This window comes from Citrobacter sp. Igbk 17 (assembly GCF_028069775.1).
GTDB lineage: Bacteria > Pseudomonadota > Gammaproteobacteria > Enterobacterales > Enterobacteriaceae > Citrobacter.
Window position 1 is genome coordinate 108925 of record NZ_JANEWI010000010.1, and the last position, 15838, is coordinate 124762.

Genomic DNA, 15838 nt, shown 5'->3' on the forward strand with positions numbered 1-15838 from the left:
TTAAACCGTCAACACCACACAGCTGTCTGCATCCCAACACAAACGTACCTCGTCACCCCAGGTCGGTAGCCCCTTGCGATAGCGATGTTCGTTTTGCAACTGGGCACTCAACATCTGGCCGCTTTTTAAACGTACGTGATACACAGACAAATCACCCAGGTAGGCAATATGCACCACCTCGCCCACCGCAAAGTTATAGCCATCCGGCGGAGGGGCATCACAGAGCATGATTTTTTCCGGACGAAGCGCGACATACACCGGCACGTTATCGACGATAGAAGTATCAGCATCCACTTTTAGCGGATGCACCAGCCCCGGAGAGTCAATCACCAGACCGTCCTCCTGGCGCTCCTTTAGCAGCCCTTCAAAAACGTTGACCGAACCGATAAATTCAGCGCTGTAGCGGGTGGTCGGGTGCTCGTAGATCTCTTCCGGTTCGCCAATCTGCACAAATTTTCCGCGGTTCATGATGGCTATACGGCCCGCCATGGTCATGGCTTCTTCCTGGTCGTGCGTCACCATCACGCAGGTCACCCCTACGCGCTCAAGAATATCAACCACTTCCAGCTGCATGCGGTCACGCAGTTTTTTATCCAGCGCGCCCATCGGTTCATCCAGTAACAGCAGCTTAGGGCGTTTGGCCAGGCTCCGGGCCAGCGCCACACGTTGACGCTGACCGCCTGAAAGCTGATGCGGCTTACGTTTGGCGAACTCCTGCATGTGCACCAGTCCGAGCATCTCATTCACCCGGCCAGCGATTTCCGCTTTCGGTAGCTTGTCCTGCTTGAGTCCAAAGGCAATATTCTGTTCCACCGTCATATGTGGAAACAGAGCGTAGGACTGAAACATCATATTAATTGGACGCAGATAAGGTGGAACATGCGCCAGATCGACACCGTCCAGCATGATTTGTCCGGTAGTCGGCAACTCAAACCCCGCCAGCATGCGCAACAGGGTTGATTTACCACAACCGGACGCACCAAGCAGGGCAAATATTTCGCCTTTGTAGATAGTGAGATTGACGTCATCGACAGCATGCTGACCGTCAAATGACTTCGTCAGGTTGCGAATTTCAAGCAGCGGGGTCAGCGCCTTACGGATTTTCGCTTGTGGGCGTGGGGTTGCATCATTCACTCAAGTGCTCTCCGGCATAAAACAAAGAAACGGTGCAAATAACGCACCTTACTGGTGCGTATTGCCGGGTTTTGTGTGTTCGGGATCACGACATCCCCGGCAGGCACAAGCACCGCCGGGTCGTGTCCCGATCATCGGGTTATTTTCCGCTTTTCACCTTCGTCCAGGCGCGGGTACGTACACGATCGATCTTCGGATCCTGAACTTTCAGTGTGAACAGTTTGGCGCGCACGTCCGCTGGTGGATAGATACCAGGGTTATCACGCACTTCTGGGCTGACCAGAGCCGTCGCTTCTTTGTTAGCATTGGCGTAGAACACGTGGTCGGAAATATGCGCAATCACATCAGGGCGCAGCAGGTAATTGAGGAACTGGTAAGCTTCGTCTTTGTTTTTCGCATCTGCAGGCATCGCGAACACATCAAAGAACGCCATCGCCCCTTCTTTGGGAATCGAGAAGGAGATATTAACGCCATTTTTCGCTTCTTTCGCACGGTTTGCGGCCTGCCATACATCCCCTGCCCAGCCAATCGCGACACAGGTATCACCATTTGCCAGATCGTTAATGTATTGCGAAGAGTGGAAATAACGGATATTCGGACGCAGTTTCAACAGCAAATCGGTTGCCGGCCCGGTGTAATCATCCGCTTTGGTACTGTTTGGATCTTTACCCAAATAGTTCAGCACAGTAGCAAACACTTCTTCAGGCGCATCGAGGAAAGAGACACCGCAGCTTTTGAGTTTTTCCAGATTTTCCGGTTTCAGGATCAAATCCCAGCTGTTAACCGGGGCATCCGCACCCAGCACCGCTTTAACTTTATCCACGTTGTAGCCAATACCGGTGGTTGCCCACATATACGGCATAGCAAACTTATTGTCTGGATCGTGTTTACCCACCAGTTTCAGCAGTTCAGGGTCGAGGTTTTTCCAGCCAGGCAGTTTGCTCTTATCCAGGGGCTGGAAAACGCCCGCGGTCAGTTGCCGTTCGAGGAAACTGGCTGACGGAACAACGAGGTCAAAACCGGTGCTGCCAGCCATGAGCTTACCTTCCAGCACCTCATTGGAGTCAAATACATCATAAATGACTTTAATGCCGGTCTCTTTCTCAAAATTAGCCACCGTGTCCGGAGCAATATAGTCAGACCAGTTATAAATATGCAGTGTTTTTTGTTCAGCAGCGAGCGTGCCGGCAGAGATGGCCATCAGAGCACCTGCAACCAGGCCTGATAACCATTTTTTATTTAAGGCGGTCATAATCTCTTTCCTTCTGAAAGTTCGTTAACAAACGAACAAAAAAGTCACACTCTAATGATATGCAAGAAACGTGCATATTATTTCATGCGGCATCAATGAAAGAGTGGTCTCTCTCCCCGCCGCTATTGCTCGCTGATATCCGCTGGCTCATTCAACATGCATACAGCTACAGATAGCTCATAATGGGCAAATTGAACGGTGACGTTTACAAGCTTTGCAAGAATAACTTTAGCCAGGAATTGTGGATATAGCCCAGATAAAAAAACGTCTTTTATCAATTTTTTATGCAGGTTTTGTCTATGACGTAAAGCGGAAGGGGCGGAATCGAAGTGAATAATTCTTTAAGAAAAGGTTAAATGCAGAATAAAAACGTGAAATACGCAACCGCTCTGGCAGCGGCTGCGCTATAGGTCCCCATATTCAGGAACTATTAGTGGAGGAAATGAACCTCTGCGTTGCTGTTTTGCCCGTCTTCTTCGGCGTTAAACAATAACTGATGTGCCCCGGCTTCAAGGATCACCATCGATATCTGTTCCTCGCTCTGACGCACAAAACATTCAAACTGTTCAAACGTCACACCCGGCATAACGGATAAAGACTGGCAAACCACCAGCTTTGGCAGATTATCATCCTGCATATCCAGAAAGGCTTTTACCGTCAGCGAGCTCGCATTGATAGCGGACAGATCGGCGGCCAACGGTAGCAGCGCTGAAGGTCTGACTTCCGCCATCGCGGAAAACAGAATGACGTTATCCACCAGATCAATTTTTGCATCAAAAATGCCGTCGAAGTTCTGCATGTGCGGTAGATGCAGCGCCTGACAGGTATCACATTCAAAAAAACTCATGCCCAGGTCGTCGAGCCATTGACGCAACGTATCCAGAGTGGGAACGACCAGTGATGTCATAATAATGTGTGACCTCTATTGATGAAAAAATTACCGGCACAGCTTACGCAAAAAGACCGTGTCATACCACGATCGCTATCGATAATGCGTTTAGCCGCCGATTTTAAGACAAAATTCAGGAGTAGCATGACGTTCGATCCACTGGATCATTCGCGCAGCAATATCTATCCCAGTGGTTTTCTCCACGCCTTCCAGCCCAGGAGAGGCGTTGACCTCCATAACCAGCGGTCCGCGTTCTGCACGCAGGATGTCGACGCCAGCAACGTCAAGCCCCATCGTGCGGGCAGCTTTAAGCGCAATGTCCCTTTCCTGCGGCGTGATATTGGCAATAGTGGCAACTCCGCCGCGATGCAAGTTAGAACGGAAATCGCCCTCTTTAGCCCGCCGCTCAATAGCAGCGACCACCTCATCACCCACCACGAAACAGCGAATATCTTTCCCCTTCGCCTCTTCGATGTATTCCTGGACCAGAATATGGGCATTCAGACCACGAAATGCATCCACTACGCTCTCTGCGGCCTGGCGCGTTTCGGCCAATACCACACCGATGCCTTGAGTCCCCTCCACCAGCTTCACCACCAGCGGCGCACCACCGACCATATCAATCATATCGCTGGTATCGTCCGGCGAGTGGGCTATTCCGGTAATCGGCAGGTCAATACCCTGTCGCGCCAACAGTTGTAACGAGCGTAGCTTATCGCGTGCGCGGGTAATCGCTACTGACTCATTCAGCGGGTAGCTACCCAGCATCTCAAACTGACGTAATGCCGCCGTACCGTAGAAGGTAATGGCTGAGCCAATTCTTGGAATGACCGCGTCAAAATGGGGAAGCTGGCGGCCTTTATAATGGATAGAAGACGCTGCCGGGCTAATGTTCATATAACAAGAAAGAGGATCGATAACTTCAACCAGGTGACCGCGTTGCATCGCCGCTTCACGCAGGCGTTTGCAAGAATAGAGCGTTCCATCCCGGGACAAAATGGCAATTTTCACCCTGCACCTCTCTAAAAGACCTGGTAAAAGCTGGCGTATCATACACTGGGTTAAACGCTTTAGCGCGTCGCCCATCCCTGTTTATGTAAATATTCCAGGATAAAGGGACGGCTTTCTTTAATGATGGTGCGGCGAATATGATCGCTCCAGGTATCGCGACGCGTGTTGCTACCACGGGTCAGATAGTACTGAGCAAGCTGTTCATCATATTGCGACAATGCATCCTGATCGAGCGGCTGATACTGGTTTTCATGCACCACCAGTGTTGCTGGCAGCCGGGGCTTGATGTCCGGGTTATCCGCAGGCCAGCCAAGACACAGGCCAAACAGCGGCAAAACATGCTTCGGCAGCATCAGTAATTCCGTTACCGGCTCAATATTATTACGCAGGCCGCCAATGAACACACCGCCAAGCCCCAGCGATTCCGCCGCTGTCAGCGCATTTTGCGCCATCATCGCCGTATCAACCACGCCAAGCAAGAGTTGCTCAGCCAGCCCCAGTTGCGCCTCGGGGCAAATCTGCAAATGGCGATTAAAATCAGCACAAAAAACCCAGAACTCGGCGGCTTGTGCGACGTGCTTTTGTCCCCCCGATAATGTCACCAGGGACTCACGCAGATTTTGATCGGTAATACGAATTATCGTCGTGCACTGCAAAAAACTTGAGCTTGATGTTCCTTGAGCGGCAGCAATAATCGCCTCCCGCTGTGCATCGGAAATACCTTCATCGGTGAAATGGCGAATGGAACGGTGGCTGCGAATTAAATCAATGGTTGGAGTCATCTTTTTTTTCTCTGGCTGAATGGGAAGAAGCGTCGGGAGCACGCGACATCAGCTGCGGTGCCAACAGCTGCGCAATGCGCAACATCAATACCACTGCGGCGGGAAGCATCAACAGTACACCCAGAAATATCATTACCACACAGGCCAATGGCCCGTTTAGCGGTGCGGGTAAAGTGAGATAATCGTTAAGCGACAGCAGCGCCAGCGATAACAAAATCATCCCGATGATTTCCAGAATCAATACGCTTTTGGGTAACACGCCCACTGTGCGCATAGGTGCCTCCCGATAAATGGCGCTTAGTGTAAAACGTTCCGACTGCCCATGTTTAACAAAAATGCGGCATAGACTAAGGATATCAAAGCAACAGGCTGAACCTGCTTTCCATCCGTCACAAATCGCGGCATCATAACAACATTCGCCATCCGGCCTGATAAGTTCGAGGAGATAGAGATGTTTGCCGTTATTTTTGGTCGCCCAGGGTGCCCGTATTGCGTGCGCGCAAAAGAATTAGCAGAAAAATTGAGCAATGAGCATGACGATTTTAACTTCCGCTACATTGATATCCATGCCGAAGGAATTACTAAAGCAGATCTGGAAAAAACGGTAGGTAAGCCGGTTGAAACCGTTCCGCAGATTTTCGTTGATCAACAACACATCGGCGGCTGCACGGATTTTGAGGCGTGGGCAAAAGAGAATATGAATCTGTTCGCCTGATAGCTGTTTCTACGCCCTCCGCTGGAGGGCGTCATCAGTTTTTTTTCCGCCGCTGACGCTGGTTGAATAAACTACTGATAAATAAAAAACACAGTGCCCCAAGCGCACACCAGAACACGGCACTGAACAGCCATGCCACCTCTTGCCACAGCGAACGCGTCGGCATAAAAACGAACCGCATCAGTAACAAGCAACACGGTGCTGCCAGTATTGCACCAAGAAGGGGTTTGAGCACTTCCCGACGGTGGGAGAAAAAGCTTGCCACAGCGCCAGGCAGTATAAAAAATAACAACCCGACCTCAGGATGCCCAGCCGCTCTAAATGCGCCTTTCATATTCAGCGTCAATGAAAGACACACTACAATAAAGAGCACAAAGCAGCAGATCGCACCCGCCCAACTTTGCTTATGTTTCAATCGTTCCTCCTGACATCCTCTCTATCGAACACTCTTTTCGCCCGCAGGCGTCCAGTCAGATAAAGTTACTCGGCATTCCATGCCAAAAACACACCCACACGATTCTTATAGCCGTTGATACGTAATGAGATTAAACTAGCCGCATATATTGTTGTGCTGCATTATTTGGGGCTGTGTACGATGCTGTCGCCCCTTAATTTCTGGCAAAAACATTAGCGTAAATTGCCATTTCTTTCAATAGCTTACTAGTAAACAAGAAGTTAGCCTCCGTGAATATAAACGTCGCAGATTTGTTAAATGGGAATTACATCCTGTTATTATTTGTGGTCCTGGCTCTGGGCCTGTGTCTGGGTAAATTACGCCTGGGTTCAGTCCAACTCGGTAATTCCATTGGCGTTTTAGTGGTCTCCCTATTATTAGGTCAGCAGCACTTTAGTATTAACACTGACGCATTAAATCTTGGCTTTATGCTGTTTATTTTTTGTGTCGGGGTGGAAGCCGGTCCCAACTTTTTTTCGATTTTTTTTCGCGATGGGAAAAATTACCTGATGCTTGCACTGGTGATGGTCGGTAGCGCACTGCTGATCGCCCTGGGGCTGGGTAAGCTATTTGGCTGGGATATCGGCCTGACGGCAGGCATGTTGGCTGGTTCAATGACCTCTACACCAGTTCTGGTCGGCGCGGGCGATACCTTGCGCCATTCAGGAATGGAAGGTACACAGCTATCCACCGCCCTTGATAACCTGAGCCTGGGTTACGCCCTCACCTATTTAATTGGGTTGGTCAGTCTGATTGTGGGTGCTCGCTATCTGCCAAAACTGCAGCATCAGGATCTGCAAACCAGCGCCCAACAAATCGCGCGTGAGCGCGGGCTGGACACTGACGCCAACCGTAAGGTTTATCTGCCGGTGATCCGCGCCTACCGTGTCGGCCCAGAGCTGGTTGCATGGGCTGACGGGAAAAATCTGCGCGAGCTGGGCATCTACCGCCAGACTGGTTGTTATATTGAGCGTATCCGCCGCAACGGTATTCTGGCCAACCCGGACGGTGACGCAGTGCTGCAAATGGGCGATGAAATTGCCTTAGTGGGCTATCCGGATGCTCATGCTCGCCTCGACCCCAGTTTCCGTAACGGTAAAGAGGTGTTCGATCGCGATCTGCTCGATATGCGTATCGTCACCGAAGAGATTGTGGTGAAAAACCACAATGCCGTAGGTCGTCGTCTGGCCCAGTTGAAGCTGACTGACCATGGCTGCTTCCTGAACCGCGTGATCCGCAGCCAGATCGAGATGCCCATTGACGACAACGTCGTACTTAATAAAGGCGATGTATTACAGGTCAGTGGCGATGCGCGCCGTGTGAAAACGATTGCCGATCGTATCGGCTTTATTTCAATTCACAGCCAGGTGACCGATCTGCTGGCTTTCTGCGCGTTCTTTATTATTGGCCTGATGATCGGGATGATCACCTTCCAGTTCAGTAACTTCAGCTTCGGTATCGGCAACGCGGCTGGTTTGCTCTTCGCCGGAATTATGCTGGGCTTCTTGCGTGCTAACCATCCAACGTTTGGCTACATCCCTCAAGGTGCGCTGAACATGGTCAAAGAGTTTGGCCTGATGGTCTTTATGGCTGGTGTCGGTTTGAGCGCAGGTAGCGGCATTGGTAATGGCCTCGGCGCAGTGGGTGGCCAGATGCTAATTTCGGGTCTGATTGTCAGCCTGGTTCCAGTGATCATCTGTTTCTTGTTTGGGGCTTACGTATTGCGCATGAACCGGGCCCTGCTGTTCGGGGCAATGATGGGGGCACGTACCTGTGCACCAGCAATGGAAATCATCAGCGATACCGCGCGTAGCAACATTCCCGCTTTAGGCTATGCGGGCACATACGCGATTGCTAACGTTCTGTTGACGCTGGCGGGGACACTCATCGTCATCATCTGGCCTGGCATCGGTTAGAACTGTTTTTTTGCTTTTAATGAAAATTTTTTGCAGGTAAGCAGAACTTTTCTTAAAGGCGTCAGTCATAACTATTGCCACTGCTTTTCTTTGATGTCCCCAATTTGTGGAGCCCATCAACCCCGCCGTTTTGGTTCAAGGTTGATGGGTTTTTTGTTGCCTGAATTTCACACCATTCAATATCAGCCACTTACACACCCACTATTCCTTTGATGGCGACATAATGGCGGCAGCGTTTTCCCCATTGCGGCAAAAGGCATAAAAAAACCCGCTAGCAGCGGGTCAAAGTCAGTAAGCAAATTGTTCCTGCATACCTTTGGGATGTGGTGGTGCAGCGCTGATTTTTTGCGGACGGCACACCGAGCGCACAAAAGTCTCATGCGTCACGAAGGTATGCCCGCACTCGATGTTGGTGCACTGGTTGTAGCGTTCTTTGGTTTCGTTGGAAACCTGAAAGCTACTGCGGGTATGTGCAACCTGACCGCACATAGGACAATTCATCATAATCAGCCCTCATTATTAACCAGTTCGCAATAATGATACATCATTGTTCGCAATTTGGAACCAATCATTCCATTGCGAACTCATCTATTTTTACTTCAAGCTCCATGCTGGTCGTAAATCCATTATCCGGGCTGACAGAATGCGTCAGGGTGGTAATGGTCCATTCTGCATCATCGATCGGCTGCTTAAACCCCGTGACCTTCACCGGCATTTCCGTATAGAGATCAGCCCGCCCCTCAGCGAGCTGCAGGGAAAATGAAGCAACCCCACGCTGCAGACGTTCCCACTGCATTTTTGCTGCGCGCTCTGCATTGCTCCGGTTGGCGTAGGTACGATTAAGAACCAGCACGTTTTCATCCGTACCGACGAGGTAATCTCCCTGTTTCTCCTCCGCCGTTTTTGTCGTTGTAGTTTTCCGCTTCCGTTTTACCTTTACCGCTTCTTTTTTTACCGGTTCCCGCGTATGCAACCAGCTGGCAATAACACCGGTATAGGCACCACGATCAGCAAGGGTGAACCGATGACCGTCACCATCTTTGCGGGTAATAGTAACAACCGGCAGCGCCTTGCCGCTGGCTGTTTTGCCCTGGCCCTGGCGGAGAAACAGCAGATTGCCATCTTTCACGGACGCAATGGCGCCATACTGGCGCGCCAGCCGCATCAGGAAACTGGCGTCACTCTCATTGGTCTGGTCGATGTGATCGACGGCTTTGTCGGTCATGTCTTTACCCAGCGCCATTTTCAGGTTGTGGCGCCCGGCTATCTCCTTAACGACTTCCCCCACGGTTGTCTGGTGCCATGACTTTTCACGCCGGGTATTCAGGGTTTCCCGGAAGTCAGCGCTGCGGGCACGGATGGTCAGACGGTCAGGCGCGCCGCTATGCTCAATCTCATCAACGGTATACCCCCCCTTTGGAAACAATGGCTGCCCTTTCCAGCCCAGTGCTACCGTTATCACCGCCCCACGGCGCGGCAGCACAATCAGGCCGTCCGCGTCGTCCAGCTCCAGATCAAGCTGGTCAGCCTCAAATCCCCGGTTATCGGTCAGGGTCAGGCTCATAAGGCGCTTATCCAGCACCGTTGTAATATCCTTTCCCTCAATCGTGATGCTGAATGCAGGCGTTTTGCTGCCGGTATTCAGTAGCACTGAATCTAAATTCATGACAGCAGCCCTCCCACTGTTCCGCTGATACTGCCAATCGCTGACGTTGCCGAATCCTGCAGGATGCCTAGTTGAGCGCTCAGGCTGCCAAACATTTCAGACAGTGATTCATCCACCCTTTTCAGCGACAATGAAAACTCAATCCGGCGCGGTTTCCCATCACGGAAAAACTCTGCTTTCGTCTGGTTCAGCCCCTCAATCACGTACATGCCATAAATCGTGCCACTGCCCTCGATCAGGGGCCACGCCTTGCCCAGCTCCGCCATCTGTTCCAGCGCCAGCAAAGACAGCCTGCCGCCGGTAATTTCTGGCAACAGCACCCCGGATAGCGTCAGCGTGTCATTATCCGGCCCCAGAAATTGCGTAGTGGCGCGGCGGTTTACGCGGCTGTTTGTCGCATGGCGCCAGCTGCGCTGATACTGCAGCTCCTGATAAGGGACCGTGCGCAGCTCGAAAACAAATAATCCCAGCACCATCATCATGAGTCATAGCCCCCCTGATCGCTGTAGTTACTCCGGGCCTTCGCCCTGATCCGGCGGTCACGCTCGTCGAGCTGGCGCGCCACCTCTCGCGCAATGTCCTGCGCATTCTGTCCTGGCTGCGCCTGGATAATAATCTGCGTGGGGGCGTCCACATTGATAACCGGCTGCACGCTGGCGCCCTGGCCCATCATTGCGCCGCCTGATTTTACCGGCAGGCTAAATGGATGTAGCGGGGCCGCATCAACCGGCGCCGCAGCCACCCCCATCATTCCAGCAACCACCGAGGCCAGCGCCGCTGTGCGTCGCCTGCTGGTTACGTTTACCGGGCCGTTGACAATCTCCGGCCCATTCTCCCCCACGATGCCAAACTGCCCGCGCGGGATATTTCCGCCGGTATCGTACATTCCCGCGTAAGCCGGGAACCCGCCGGGCGGCAATATCACGCTGCCGTTACCGCCCACTGTGGCAGGCGTCTGATTTGGCAACCGGGCGCTGGCGGCCTCCTTATTGACCAGGCCCAGCTTTTCCAGCAACCAGACCACGCCGGATTTCAGAGACTCCAGCGGATGCAGCGCCATGTTCAGCCCTTCCGCCAGCATTTCACCGAACAAACGCCCCATTGATGCCGCACTCTGCAACTCTGCCGCCGTCGATTTGACCGGCGTCAGCAAATTAGTAAACCAGCCCCACAACTCCCGGACCTTATCCCCTACCCATTGAAAAATGGGCATTAACGGGGCAAAAGCTGACAGGATAGGCGCTGCCGCCGCTTTGAACCCCTCTACTACTCCGCCCAGAAAGGCGCTGATAGGCTGCCAGTATTTCCAGACCACCAGTGCCACCCCAGCCAGCGCCGCTACAACAAGACCGATCGGACTCAGCAACGCCCCAAGCAAACTCCCCACGGTGAACAGCGCCACACGGAGTAACGCCAGCGGACCAGAAGCCAGTAAACGCAGCACCCCGCCCGTGCGTGTCGCTGCAGCTGCGGTGGAAGGTAAAACCTTAACCGACAGCATCGACAGCGCGAACCGGATCACCGCAATCGGCCCCAGCACAGCAGCCACCGCCACCGCCAGCGTACCCAGCCCGACTGTGATCGCCGCCGTCGCCGCTGCCACTTTCATCAGCGTGCCAGCCAGCACGGGATTCTGCTCAACCCAGCGCCGAAGCGCCCCGGTCACGCCTTTAACCATGCTCATGATATCCATCAGCGGCTGGCGCAGCGTTTCCCCCAGGCTACTGAAAGCGTTCTGCGCGCCCGTCTTAACCAGCAACCACTGCGCAGACAATGAATCCTTGTTGATGTCGGATTCTTTCTGCATGGAGCCATTAGCATCGCTGCCTGCAGTGAGTTTCAGCTGGCGCTGCAGCTCCGGCAGGTTGTTTGCCAGTTTTGCGGCATCATCGCCAAACTCTTTGCCAAAAATCATCGTCATTGCAGACAGGCGCTTATCCTGCGGCAGCTTGTTGACCTTCTCCAGTACGCGCTGAATAGTACCCATGGCATCCGTGGTCATCTGCTTTTCAATCTCTTCTGGATTGAGTTTCAGCAGGTCCATACCTTCAAAAAAGCGTTTGCTTTGCATGGTGGCAATGGAAAGTTCACGCACCATGGCATTTGAAGCACTGGCGGCAATTTCAGGCGCCGCGCCCAGAGAAAGGAAGGTTGAACCCAGCGCCGCCGCTTTGCGGAAGTCGAGGCGGTCAGCCACGCCGCCCATGCGCTGCAGGACGTTGATAATATCCCCGCCCTTTGACATGGCATTATCGTCCAGGTAGTTCAGCGCATCGCCCAGTTGCTCAATATTGCGCGTCGGTACTTTATACAGCTGCGCAATTTTCCCTAACTCTTCCGCCAGCTCATCTGCAGGCAGTTCAAAAGCGGTTGCTGCTTTCGCCGCAGTTGAGGCAAAGGCCAGTAAATCGCGCTTCTGGTCCTCAAAGGGATCATCCTGATTGGTCACGCCCATGCGGGCGCCACCCTCAACCAGTGCCGCGTAGTCAATCGCGCCGTTCTCCATCGGCAGCTGCTCACTGGCAGCTTTGATGGCGTCCTGCATTTCATAAAATTGCTTTGTGCGGTTGCCGTTGTCGTCACGCAGTCCGTTAACCTGTTTTGCCACACCTTTCATGGCATCTTCCATGCTGGCGTAACTCCTGACCGCAGCCACAACCGGCGCCCCCATCGCAGCACCGGCGGCTGCCGTAGTCGCCCCGGCGCCCGCAATGCGATCATGGACCTCAACACGGCGTGAATACTGCTCACGAACAGCATTGATCCGCGCCTGCTGTTCACCCAGGCGTTTGAGTGATTTCTGCTGTCGGTCAAGCGCCTGCCTTGTTTCATCGGCATTCTGCCGCAGCACGCGCTGGGCGGAACTCAGGTTTTTAGTGTTGATACCTGCAGCACTTAATTCATCGCGTTGCCGCTGGGCTGACTGCCGCAGACCGTCGAAGGTATCTTTTAGCTGGCTGGCCCGGCGTTTTGCCTGCTCCAGCTCCTTCGCCTGTTTTTTCGTGGGATTGCTGGCTGCAGCAAACGCATTCGCCAGTTCAGACACTTTCTGACGCGCAGCTGTAAGATCGTTTTTTGCTCCCTCAAGCTGGGTGCGGACCTTGCGGAATCCGTCGATACGGGCGGCCTGTGAATCAAGCGCTTTAAGGCTGGCACGGCTTTGCTGGATTGCGGCTGCCAGCTCCTTAGAGCTGGCCTGCGCAGAACGGAATGGGCGGGTGAGCTTATCCACCGCGTTCAGAATGACCTGCAGGCGCAGGTTGTTATCGCTCATCGCTGGCTCCGCTTCTCTGTATCGCTTTGTACCGCCATTCCAGCACTTCGGTCAGCGGCATAACGTCAGTGACGGAGGGCAGCCAGTGAAAAATGGTGGCAATATCTGCCACCAAATCATCTACCGTCAGGCTGTCGGTAAACCGGCAAGTACCGACTTCTTCAACAAAAAAGTGACCACCTCTACCGACAGCGCGGTGAGATCGGCGGGGTCCAGTTCTGCCATTTCCTGTGCGGTCAGCGTCGGAGTGGAGATACGCGGGATCACTGTCATCATGGCCCCCACGTCCATATCCATAATGGCCTGCAGACGGGTGCCGCGCAGCGCACCGGACTGAGGCTTACGCAGAACAATTTCGGTGATTTGGGTTTTACCGCGCATGACTGGCGTATCCAGTTGTACGGTTTTTTCAGTCAGCTTGTCGCTCATATTCGTTTCCTGTTAATCAGATACTGGCGCGGATCACCGCGCCGTTAAGTTAAATCAGAGGCCAAGGGCGTTACGGTGCGCTTCCATCAGGTCCACGCCGTCAACAATTTCAATCATGTTGACCAGATCAACCTCATAGAGCACCTCACCGTTAATGGTCAGCTTCGCGTAGCTGTTGGTGCTGCTGACCTTGGTGCTGCTGCTCTCGCCGGTTTTCCACTCGCCGGAATCCACCTCCTTATGACGCCCGCGCACAACCAGCTCAATGGCCTGCACTTCGCCGGTATCGTCACGCTGAATAGAGCCGGTGAAACGCAGCTGGATGCCGTCAACGGTTGCCTTGCCCATCTGCTTGAATAACAACAGTTCGGTGCCGCCGATTGAAAATTCCGTGTCCAGTGCGCCGTCATCCAGCCCCATATCCACATCCACCGCGCCCGGCATACCGCCGCCGCGATACTTCTCAAACTTGCGGGTGAATTTCGGCAGAGTCAGGGACTCAACGATCCCCTGCCAGTTGTTCCCGTCGTTGAACAGGTTCAGGTGTTTTAACTTGCGTGGTAATGCCATGTATCCCCCTTATGCACTGACACGGCTGGCAAAATCGACCAGGTAGCGATCGGTGATGCGCTGGCGCAGCATCAGATTTTCAAGCGGCGGCACAGGCGTGTAGTCGTAGTCGATGGTGAGCTTCCCGGCTTTCAGGGAGTCTTTATCGTTCACTGACTCATCCAGCCAGCAGTCAGCCCCGATGAGGTATCCCTGATTCACCAGGCTGCGTAATTTGGCGCGAATACCTTCGATAATGTCGCGGGCCAGTGACGGATTCAGTGGCTTATCCACCGCCCACATATGCCCCTCTGCAATCGTGTCAGCCAGCACCTGCGCCGTGCGGGTGTAGTTCTCAAACGCAAACAATGGATCGTCACTGAGGCAGCGAGAACCCCAGAAGCGGAAGCCGTCTTTGCAGATCAGCGTGGTGACGTCATTCTGGTTCAGCAGTCCAGCCTCCGTTGCTGGGTCCTGCAGATCCCAGAACACATCAGCGGAAATACCGGTGACGCCATTCACCCCCACGTTGGACAGGGTTTTGTGCCATCCGGTCTGTTCGTCGATTTTGGCGCGCAAACCGAGCGCACGTGCAGAGGCGTAAGCCGTCGCATCGGCTTTTAGCACGGTGTCAAAGTTGATGAAATCAGGCCAGATCAGCATCCCTTCTCGCTGGCTGAAATTGTCCCGGTAGGCAATGGCTTCCTCCACCGTCTTACAGCCATAGGCAGACAGGTAGGCAAACCCGCGCAGGCTTTGCGCAATACTCATCAGCTCAGTGGCTACCGCCTTCGTGTCATGCCCCGGCACACCGAGAATACGCGGCTTAACTTTCAGCTGCGACTGCGAAGAAAGCAGCGCTTTCATCCCCGTTTTTTTACCGTCGGAAGTGACGCCACCGATAATATTGGAGGTGGTTTCCGCTTCGGTTTCGCCCTGCGCCACGCGTACAACAACCGTCACGGGTTTTGACTGGTCAGCAATCGCATCCAGCGAACGGGCCAGCGTGCCGGACTCGCCTGCTTTACCGCTGGCCTCCAGCACATCCGTCAGCAGAACCGGTTTATTGAGAGGGAATACGGACGCATCAGCATCATCGCCGGTGCAGACCATGCCCACGATGGCGGTGCTCACCGTGGTAATGGATCGGGTGCCGTCGTTGACTTCAACAACTCGCACCCCGTGGTGGTAATCCTGAGCCATAAGGCATTATCTCCGGTTGACATGGATGCCTTATGTTCTGGTTGATACGCACGCGGCGCACGCGTTTATCCCTGTGCCATCACTGACACAATAACGGGGTTTTCAGCCTAGCTGGCGGGGTATTTTTTGTACAGAGAAGGCGTTCGAGTACATCTCCCTGTAATTCAGTGTTCGGCCATTTTTGACACGTGTTCATAGTAAATAAGCTACGACCAGTCCTTTAACCATTCGCTCGGATAACGCTATCAACACTATAAATAATCATTTTCACCGATGCTATTTTCGTATAAAATAAATTAGCCATAATAGGAAATAATTTTATTCGGGGTGTGTTTTGAAAAATTTTTTTGGGAACAGAATATATACACTTGATATTCTAAGAGGTCTTGCTGCACTTTCAGTTGTATTGTGGCACTGGCAGCATTTTTTCATGGCCGACAAAAATAAATTCATAGTCAGCAACCAACCTTTATATGATTACCTTTCTATTTTTTACAATCATGGCCTTTATGCTGTAGAGCTTTTCTTTGTAATATCCGGATTTATATTCTTTTATTTATACTA

At 52.8% G+C, this 15838-nt stretch carries 18 protein-coding genes; 3 read left to right on the forward strand and 15 right to left on the reverse strand.

The features are described 5' to 3' along the window. The 6 genes from potG to NNO08_RS08675 all read right to left on the reverse strand — a co-directional run bounded on the left by potG (position 1) and on the right by NNO08_RS08675 (position 5342). Entirely contained in the window at positions 1 to 1134 is a 1134-nt protein-coding gene (gene potG / locus NNO08_RS08650) for a putrescine ABC transporter ATP-binding subunit PotG (protein WP_271449685.1), read from the reverse strand. Positions 1135 to 1273: 139 nt separating this feature from the next. Then, on the reverse strand, positions 1274 to 2386 hold the full coding sequence (gene potF / locus NNO08_RS08655) for a spermidine/putrescine ABC transporter substrate-binding protein PotF (protein WP_048212156.1): 1113 nt from the start codon (positions 2384 to 2386) through the stop codon (positions 1274 to 1276). Between the two features lie 430 nt (positions 2387 to 2816). Then, on the reverse strand, positions 2817 to 3293 hold the full coding sequence (locus tag NNO08_RS08660; protein WP_202039038.1) for a YbjN domain-containing protein: 477 nt from the start codon (positions 3291 to 3293) through the stop codon (positions 2817 to 2819). Positions 3294 to 3383: 90 nt separating this feature from the next. Beyond that, the gene (gene rimK / locus NNO08_RS08665; RefSeq protein ID WP_271449686.1) at positions 3384 to 4286 is read right to left on the reverse strand and encodes a 30S ribosomal protein S6--L-glutamate ligase; all 903 of its coding nucleotides are present in this window, start codon (positions 4284 to 4286) and stop codon (positions 3384 to 3386) included. A gap of 59 nt (positions 4287 to 4345) precedes the next feature. Further along, positions 4346 to 5068, reverse strand: a complete 723-nt coding sequence (gene nfsA / locus NNO08_RS08670) for a nitroreductase NfsA (RefSeq protein ID WP_271456560.1) — start codon at positions 5066 to 5068, stop codon at positions 4346 to 4348. After that, complete coding sequence (locus NNO08_RS08675) at positions 5052 to 5342, reverse strand: YbjC family protein (protein WP_271440628.1); 291 nt, start codon at positions 5340 to 5342, stop codon at positions 5052 to 5054. The genes nfsA and NNO08_RS08675 overlap by 17 nt, the downstream gene beginning before the upstream one ends. A gap of 177 nt (positions 5343 to 5519) precedes the next feature. On the opposite strand from NNO08_RS08675, the gene NNO08_RS08680 reads away from it, so the two are divergent. Beyond that, a complete protein-coding gene (locus NNO08_RS08680; protein WP_005123606.1) occupies positions 5520 to 5783 on the forward strand; it encodes a GrxA family glutaredoxin in 264 nt (87 codons plus the stop codon). Between the two features lie 34 nt (positions 5784 to 5817). On the opposite strand, the gene NNO08_RS08685 is transcribed toward NNO08_RS08680, so the two are convergent. Beyond that, positions 5818 to 6198: an inner membrane protein YbjM gene (locus NNO08_RS08685; protein WP_271456561.1), complete on the reverse strand. Its 381-nt coding sequence runs from the start codon at positions 6196 to 6198 to the stop codon at positions 5818 to 5820. Between the two features lie 269 nt (positions 6199 to 6467). Between NNO08_RS08685 and NNO08_RS08690 the strand changes: the two genes are divergently transcribed. Then, on the forward strand, positions 6468 to 8153 hold the full coding sequence (locus NNO08_RS08690; protein ID WP_040233921.1) for an aspartate:alanine antiporter: 1686 nt from the start codon (positions 6468 to 6470) through the stop codon (positions 8151 to 8153). A 288-nt stretch (positions 8154 to 8441) separates the two neighbouring features. On the opposite strand, the gene NNO08_RS08695 is transcribed toward NNO08_RS08690, so the two are convergent. The 8 genes from NNO08_RS08695 to NNO08_RS08730 all read right to left on the reverse strand — a co-directional run bounded on the left by NNO08_RS08695 (position 8442) and on the right by NNO08_RS08730 (position 15274). After that, on the reverse strand, positions 8442 to 8657 hold the full coding sequence (locus NNO08_RS08695; RefSeq protein WP_271456562.1) for an ogr/Delta-like zinc finger family protein: 216 nt from the start codon (positions 8655 to 8657) through the stop codon (positions 8442 to 8444). A 64-nt stretch (positions 8658 to 8721) separates the two neighbouring features. Beyond that, complete coding sequence (locus tag NNO08_RS08700; RefSeq protein ID WP_271456563.1) at positions 8722 to 9819, reverse strand: phage late control D family protein; 1098 nt, start codon at positions 9817 to 9819, stop codon at positions 8722 to 8724. Further along, positions 9816 to 10301, reverse strand: coding sequence for a phage tail protein (locus tag NNO08_RS08705; protein WP_271456564.1), 486 nt, complete (start codon positions 10299 to 10301; stop codon positions 9816 to 9818). The genes NNO08_RS08700 and NNO08_RS08705 overlap by 4 nt, the downstream gene beginning before the upstream one ends. Further along, positions 10298 to 13093, reverse strand: a complete 2796-nt coding sequence (locus NNO08_RS08710) for a phage tail tape measure protein (protein WP_271456565.1) — start codon at positions 13091 to 13093, stop codon at positions 10298 to 10300. Before NNO08_RS08710 ends, NNO08_RS08705 begins: the two co-directional genes overlap by 4 nt. Then, the gene (locus tag NNO08_RS08715; protein WP_271456566.1) at positions 13083 to 13205 is read right to left on the reverse strand and encodes a GpE family phage tail protein; all 123 of its coding nucleotides are present in this window, start codon (positions 13203 to 13205) and stop codon (positions 13083 to 13085) included. Before NNO08_RS08715 ends, NNO08_RS08710 begins: the two co-directional genes overlap by 11 nt. Before the next feature lie 14 nt (positions 13206 to 13219). Further along, the gene (locus NNO08_RS08720; protein WP_019077474.1) at positions 13220 to 13522 is read right to left on the reverse strand and encodes a phage tail assembly protein; all 303 of its coding nucleotides are present in this window, start codon (positions 13520 to 13522) and stop codon (positions 13220 to 13222) included. Positions 13523 to 13576: 54 nt separating this feature from the next. After that, positions 13577 to 14092 carry a phage major tail tube protein gene (locus NNO08_RS08725; protein ID WP_048213290.1) on the reverse strand — a complete coding sequence of 172 codons (516 nt, stop codon included), beginning with the start codon at positions 14090 to 14092 and terminating at the stop codon, positions 13577 to 13579. Between the two features lie 9 nt (positions 14093 to 14101). Next, complete coding sequence (locus tag NNO08_RS08730; protein ID WP_101742451.1) at positions 14102 to 15274, reverse strand: phage tail sheath protein; 1173 nt, start codon at positions 15272 to 15274, stop codon at positions 14102 to 14104. Between the two features lie 334 nt (positions 15275 to 15608). Between NNO08_RS08730 and NNO08_RS08735 the strand changes: the two genes are divergently transcribed. Continuing rightward, positions 15609 to 15838 (forward strand): acyltransferase family protein (locus tag NNO08_RS08735; protein ID WP_271456567.1); only part of this gene is annotated, 230 nt, incomplete at its 3' end.

Excerpts from the sequence above, each read along its gene's own strand:
- potF (WP_048212156.1), bottom strand. The coding sequence starts at position 2,386 with ATGACCGCCTTAAATAAAAAATGGTTATCAGGCCTGGTTGCAGGTGCT.
- NNO08_RS08660 (WP_202039038.1), bottom strand. The coding sequence starts at position 3,293 with ATGACATCACTGGTCGTTCCCACTCTGGATACGTTGCGTCAATGGCTC.
- nfsA (WP_271456560.1), bottom strand. The coding sequence starts at position 5,068 with ATGACTCCAACCATTGATTTAATTCGCAGCCACCGTTCCATTCGCCAT.
- NNO08_RS08675 (WP_271440628.1), bottom strand. The coding sequence starts at position 5,342 with ATGCGCACAGTGGGCGTGTTACCCAAAAGCGTATTGATTCTGGAAATC.
- NNO08_RS08680 (WP_005123606.1), top strand. The coding sequence starts at position 5,520 with ATGTTTGCCGTTATTTTTGGTCGCCCAGGGTGCCCGTATTGCGTGCGC.
- NNO08_RS08695 (WP_271456562.1), bottom strand. The coding sequence starts at position 8,657 with ATGATGAATTGTCCTATGTGCGGTCAGGTTGCACATACCCGCAGTAGC.
- NNO08_RS08700 (WP_271456563.1), bottom strand. The coding sequence starts at position 9,819 with ATGAATTTAGATTCAGTGCTACTGAATACCGGCAGCAAAACGCCTGCA.
- NNO08_RS08705 (WP_271456564.1), bottom strand. The coding sequence starts at position 10,301 with ATGATGATGGTGCTGGGATTATTTGTTTTCGAGCTGCGCACGGTCCCT.
- NNO08_RS08710 (WP_271456565.1), bottom strand. The coding sequence starts at position 13,093 with ATGAGCGATAACAACCTGCGCCTGCAGGTCATTCTGAACGCGGTGGAT.
- NNO08_RS08720 (WP_019077474.1), bottom strand. The coding sequence starts at position 13,522 with ATGAGCGACAAGCTGACTGAAAAAACCGTACAACTGGATACGCCAGTC.
- NNO08_RS08725 (WP_048213290.1), bottom strand. The coding sequence starts at position 14,092 with ATGGCATTACCACGCAAGTTAAAACACCTGAACCTGTTCAACGACGGG.
- NNO08_RS08730 (WP_101742451.1), bottom strand. The coding sequence starts at position 15,274 with ATGGCTCAGGATTACCACCACGGGGTGCGAGTTGTTGAAGTCAACGAC.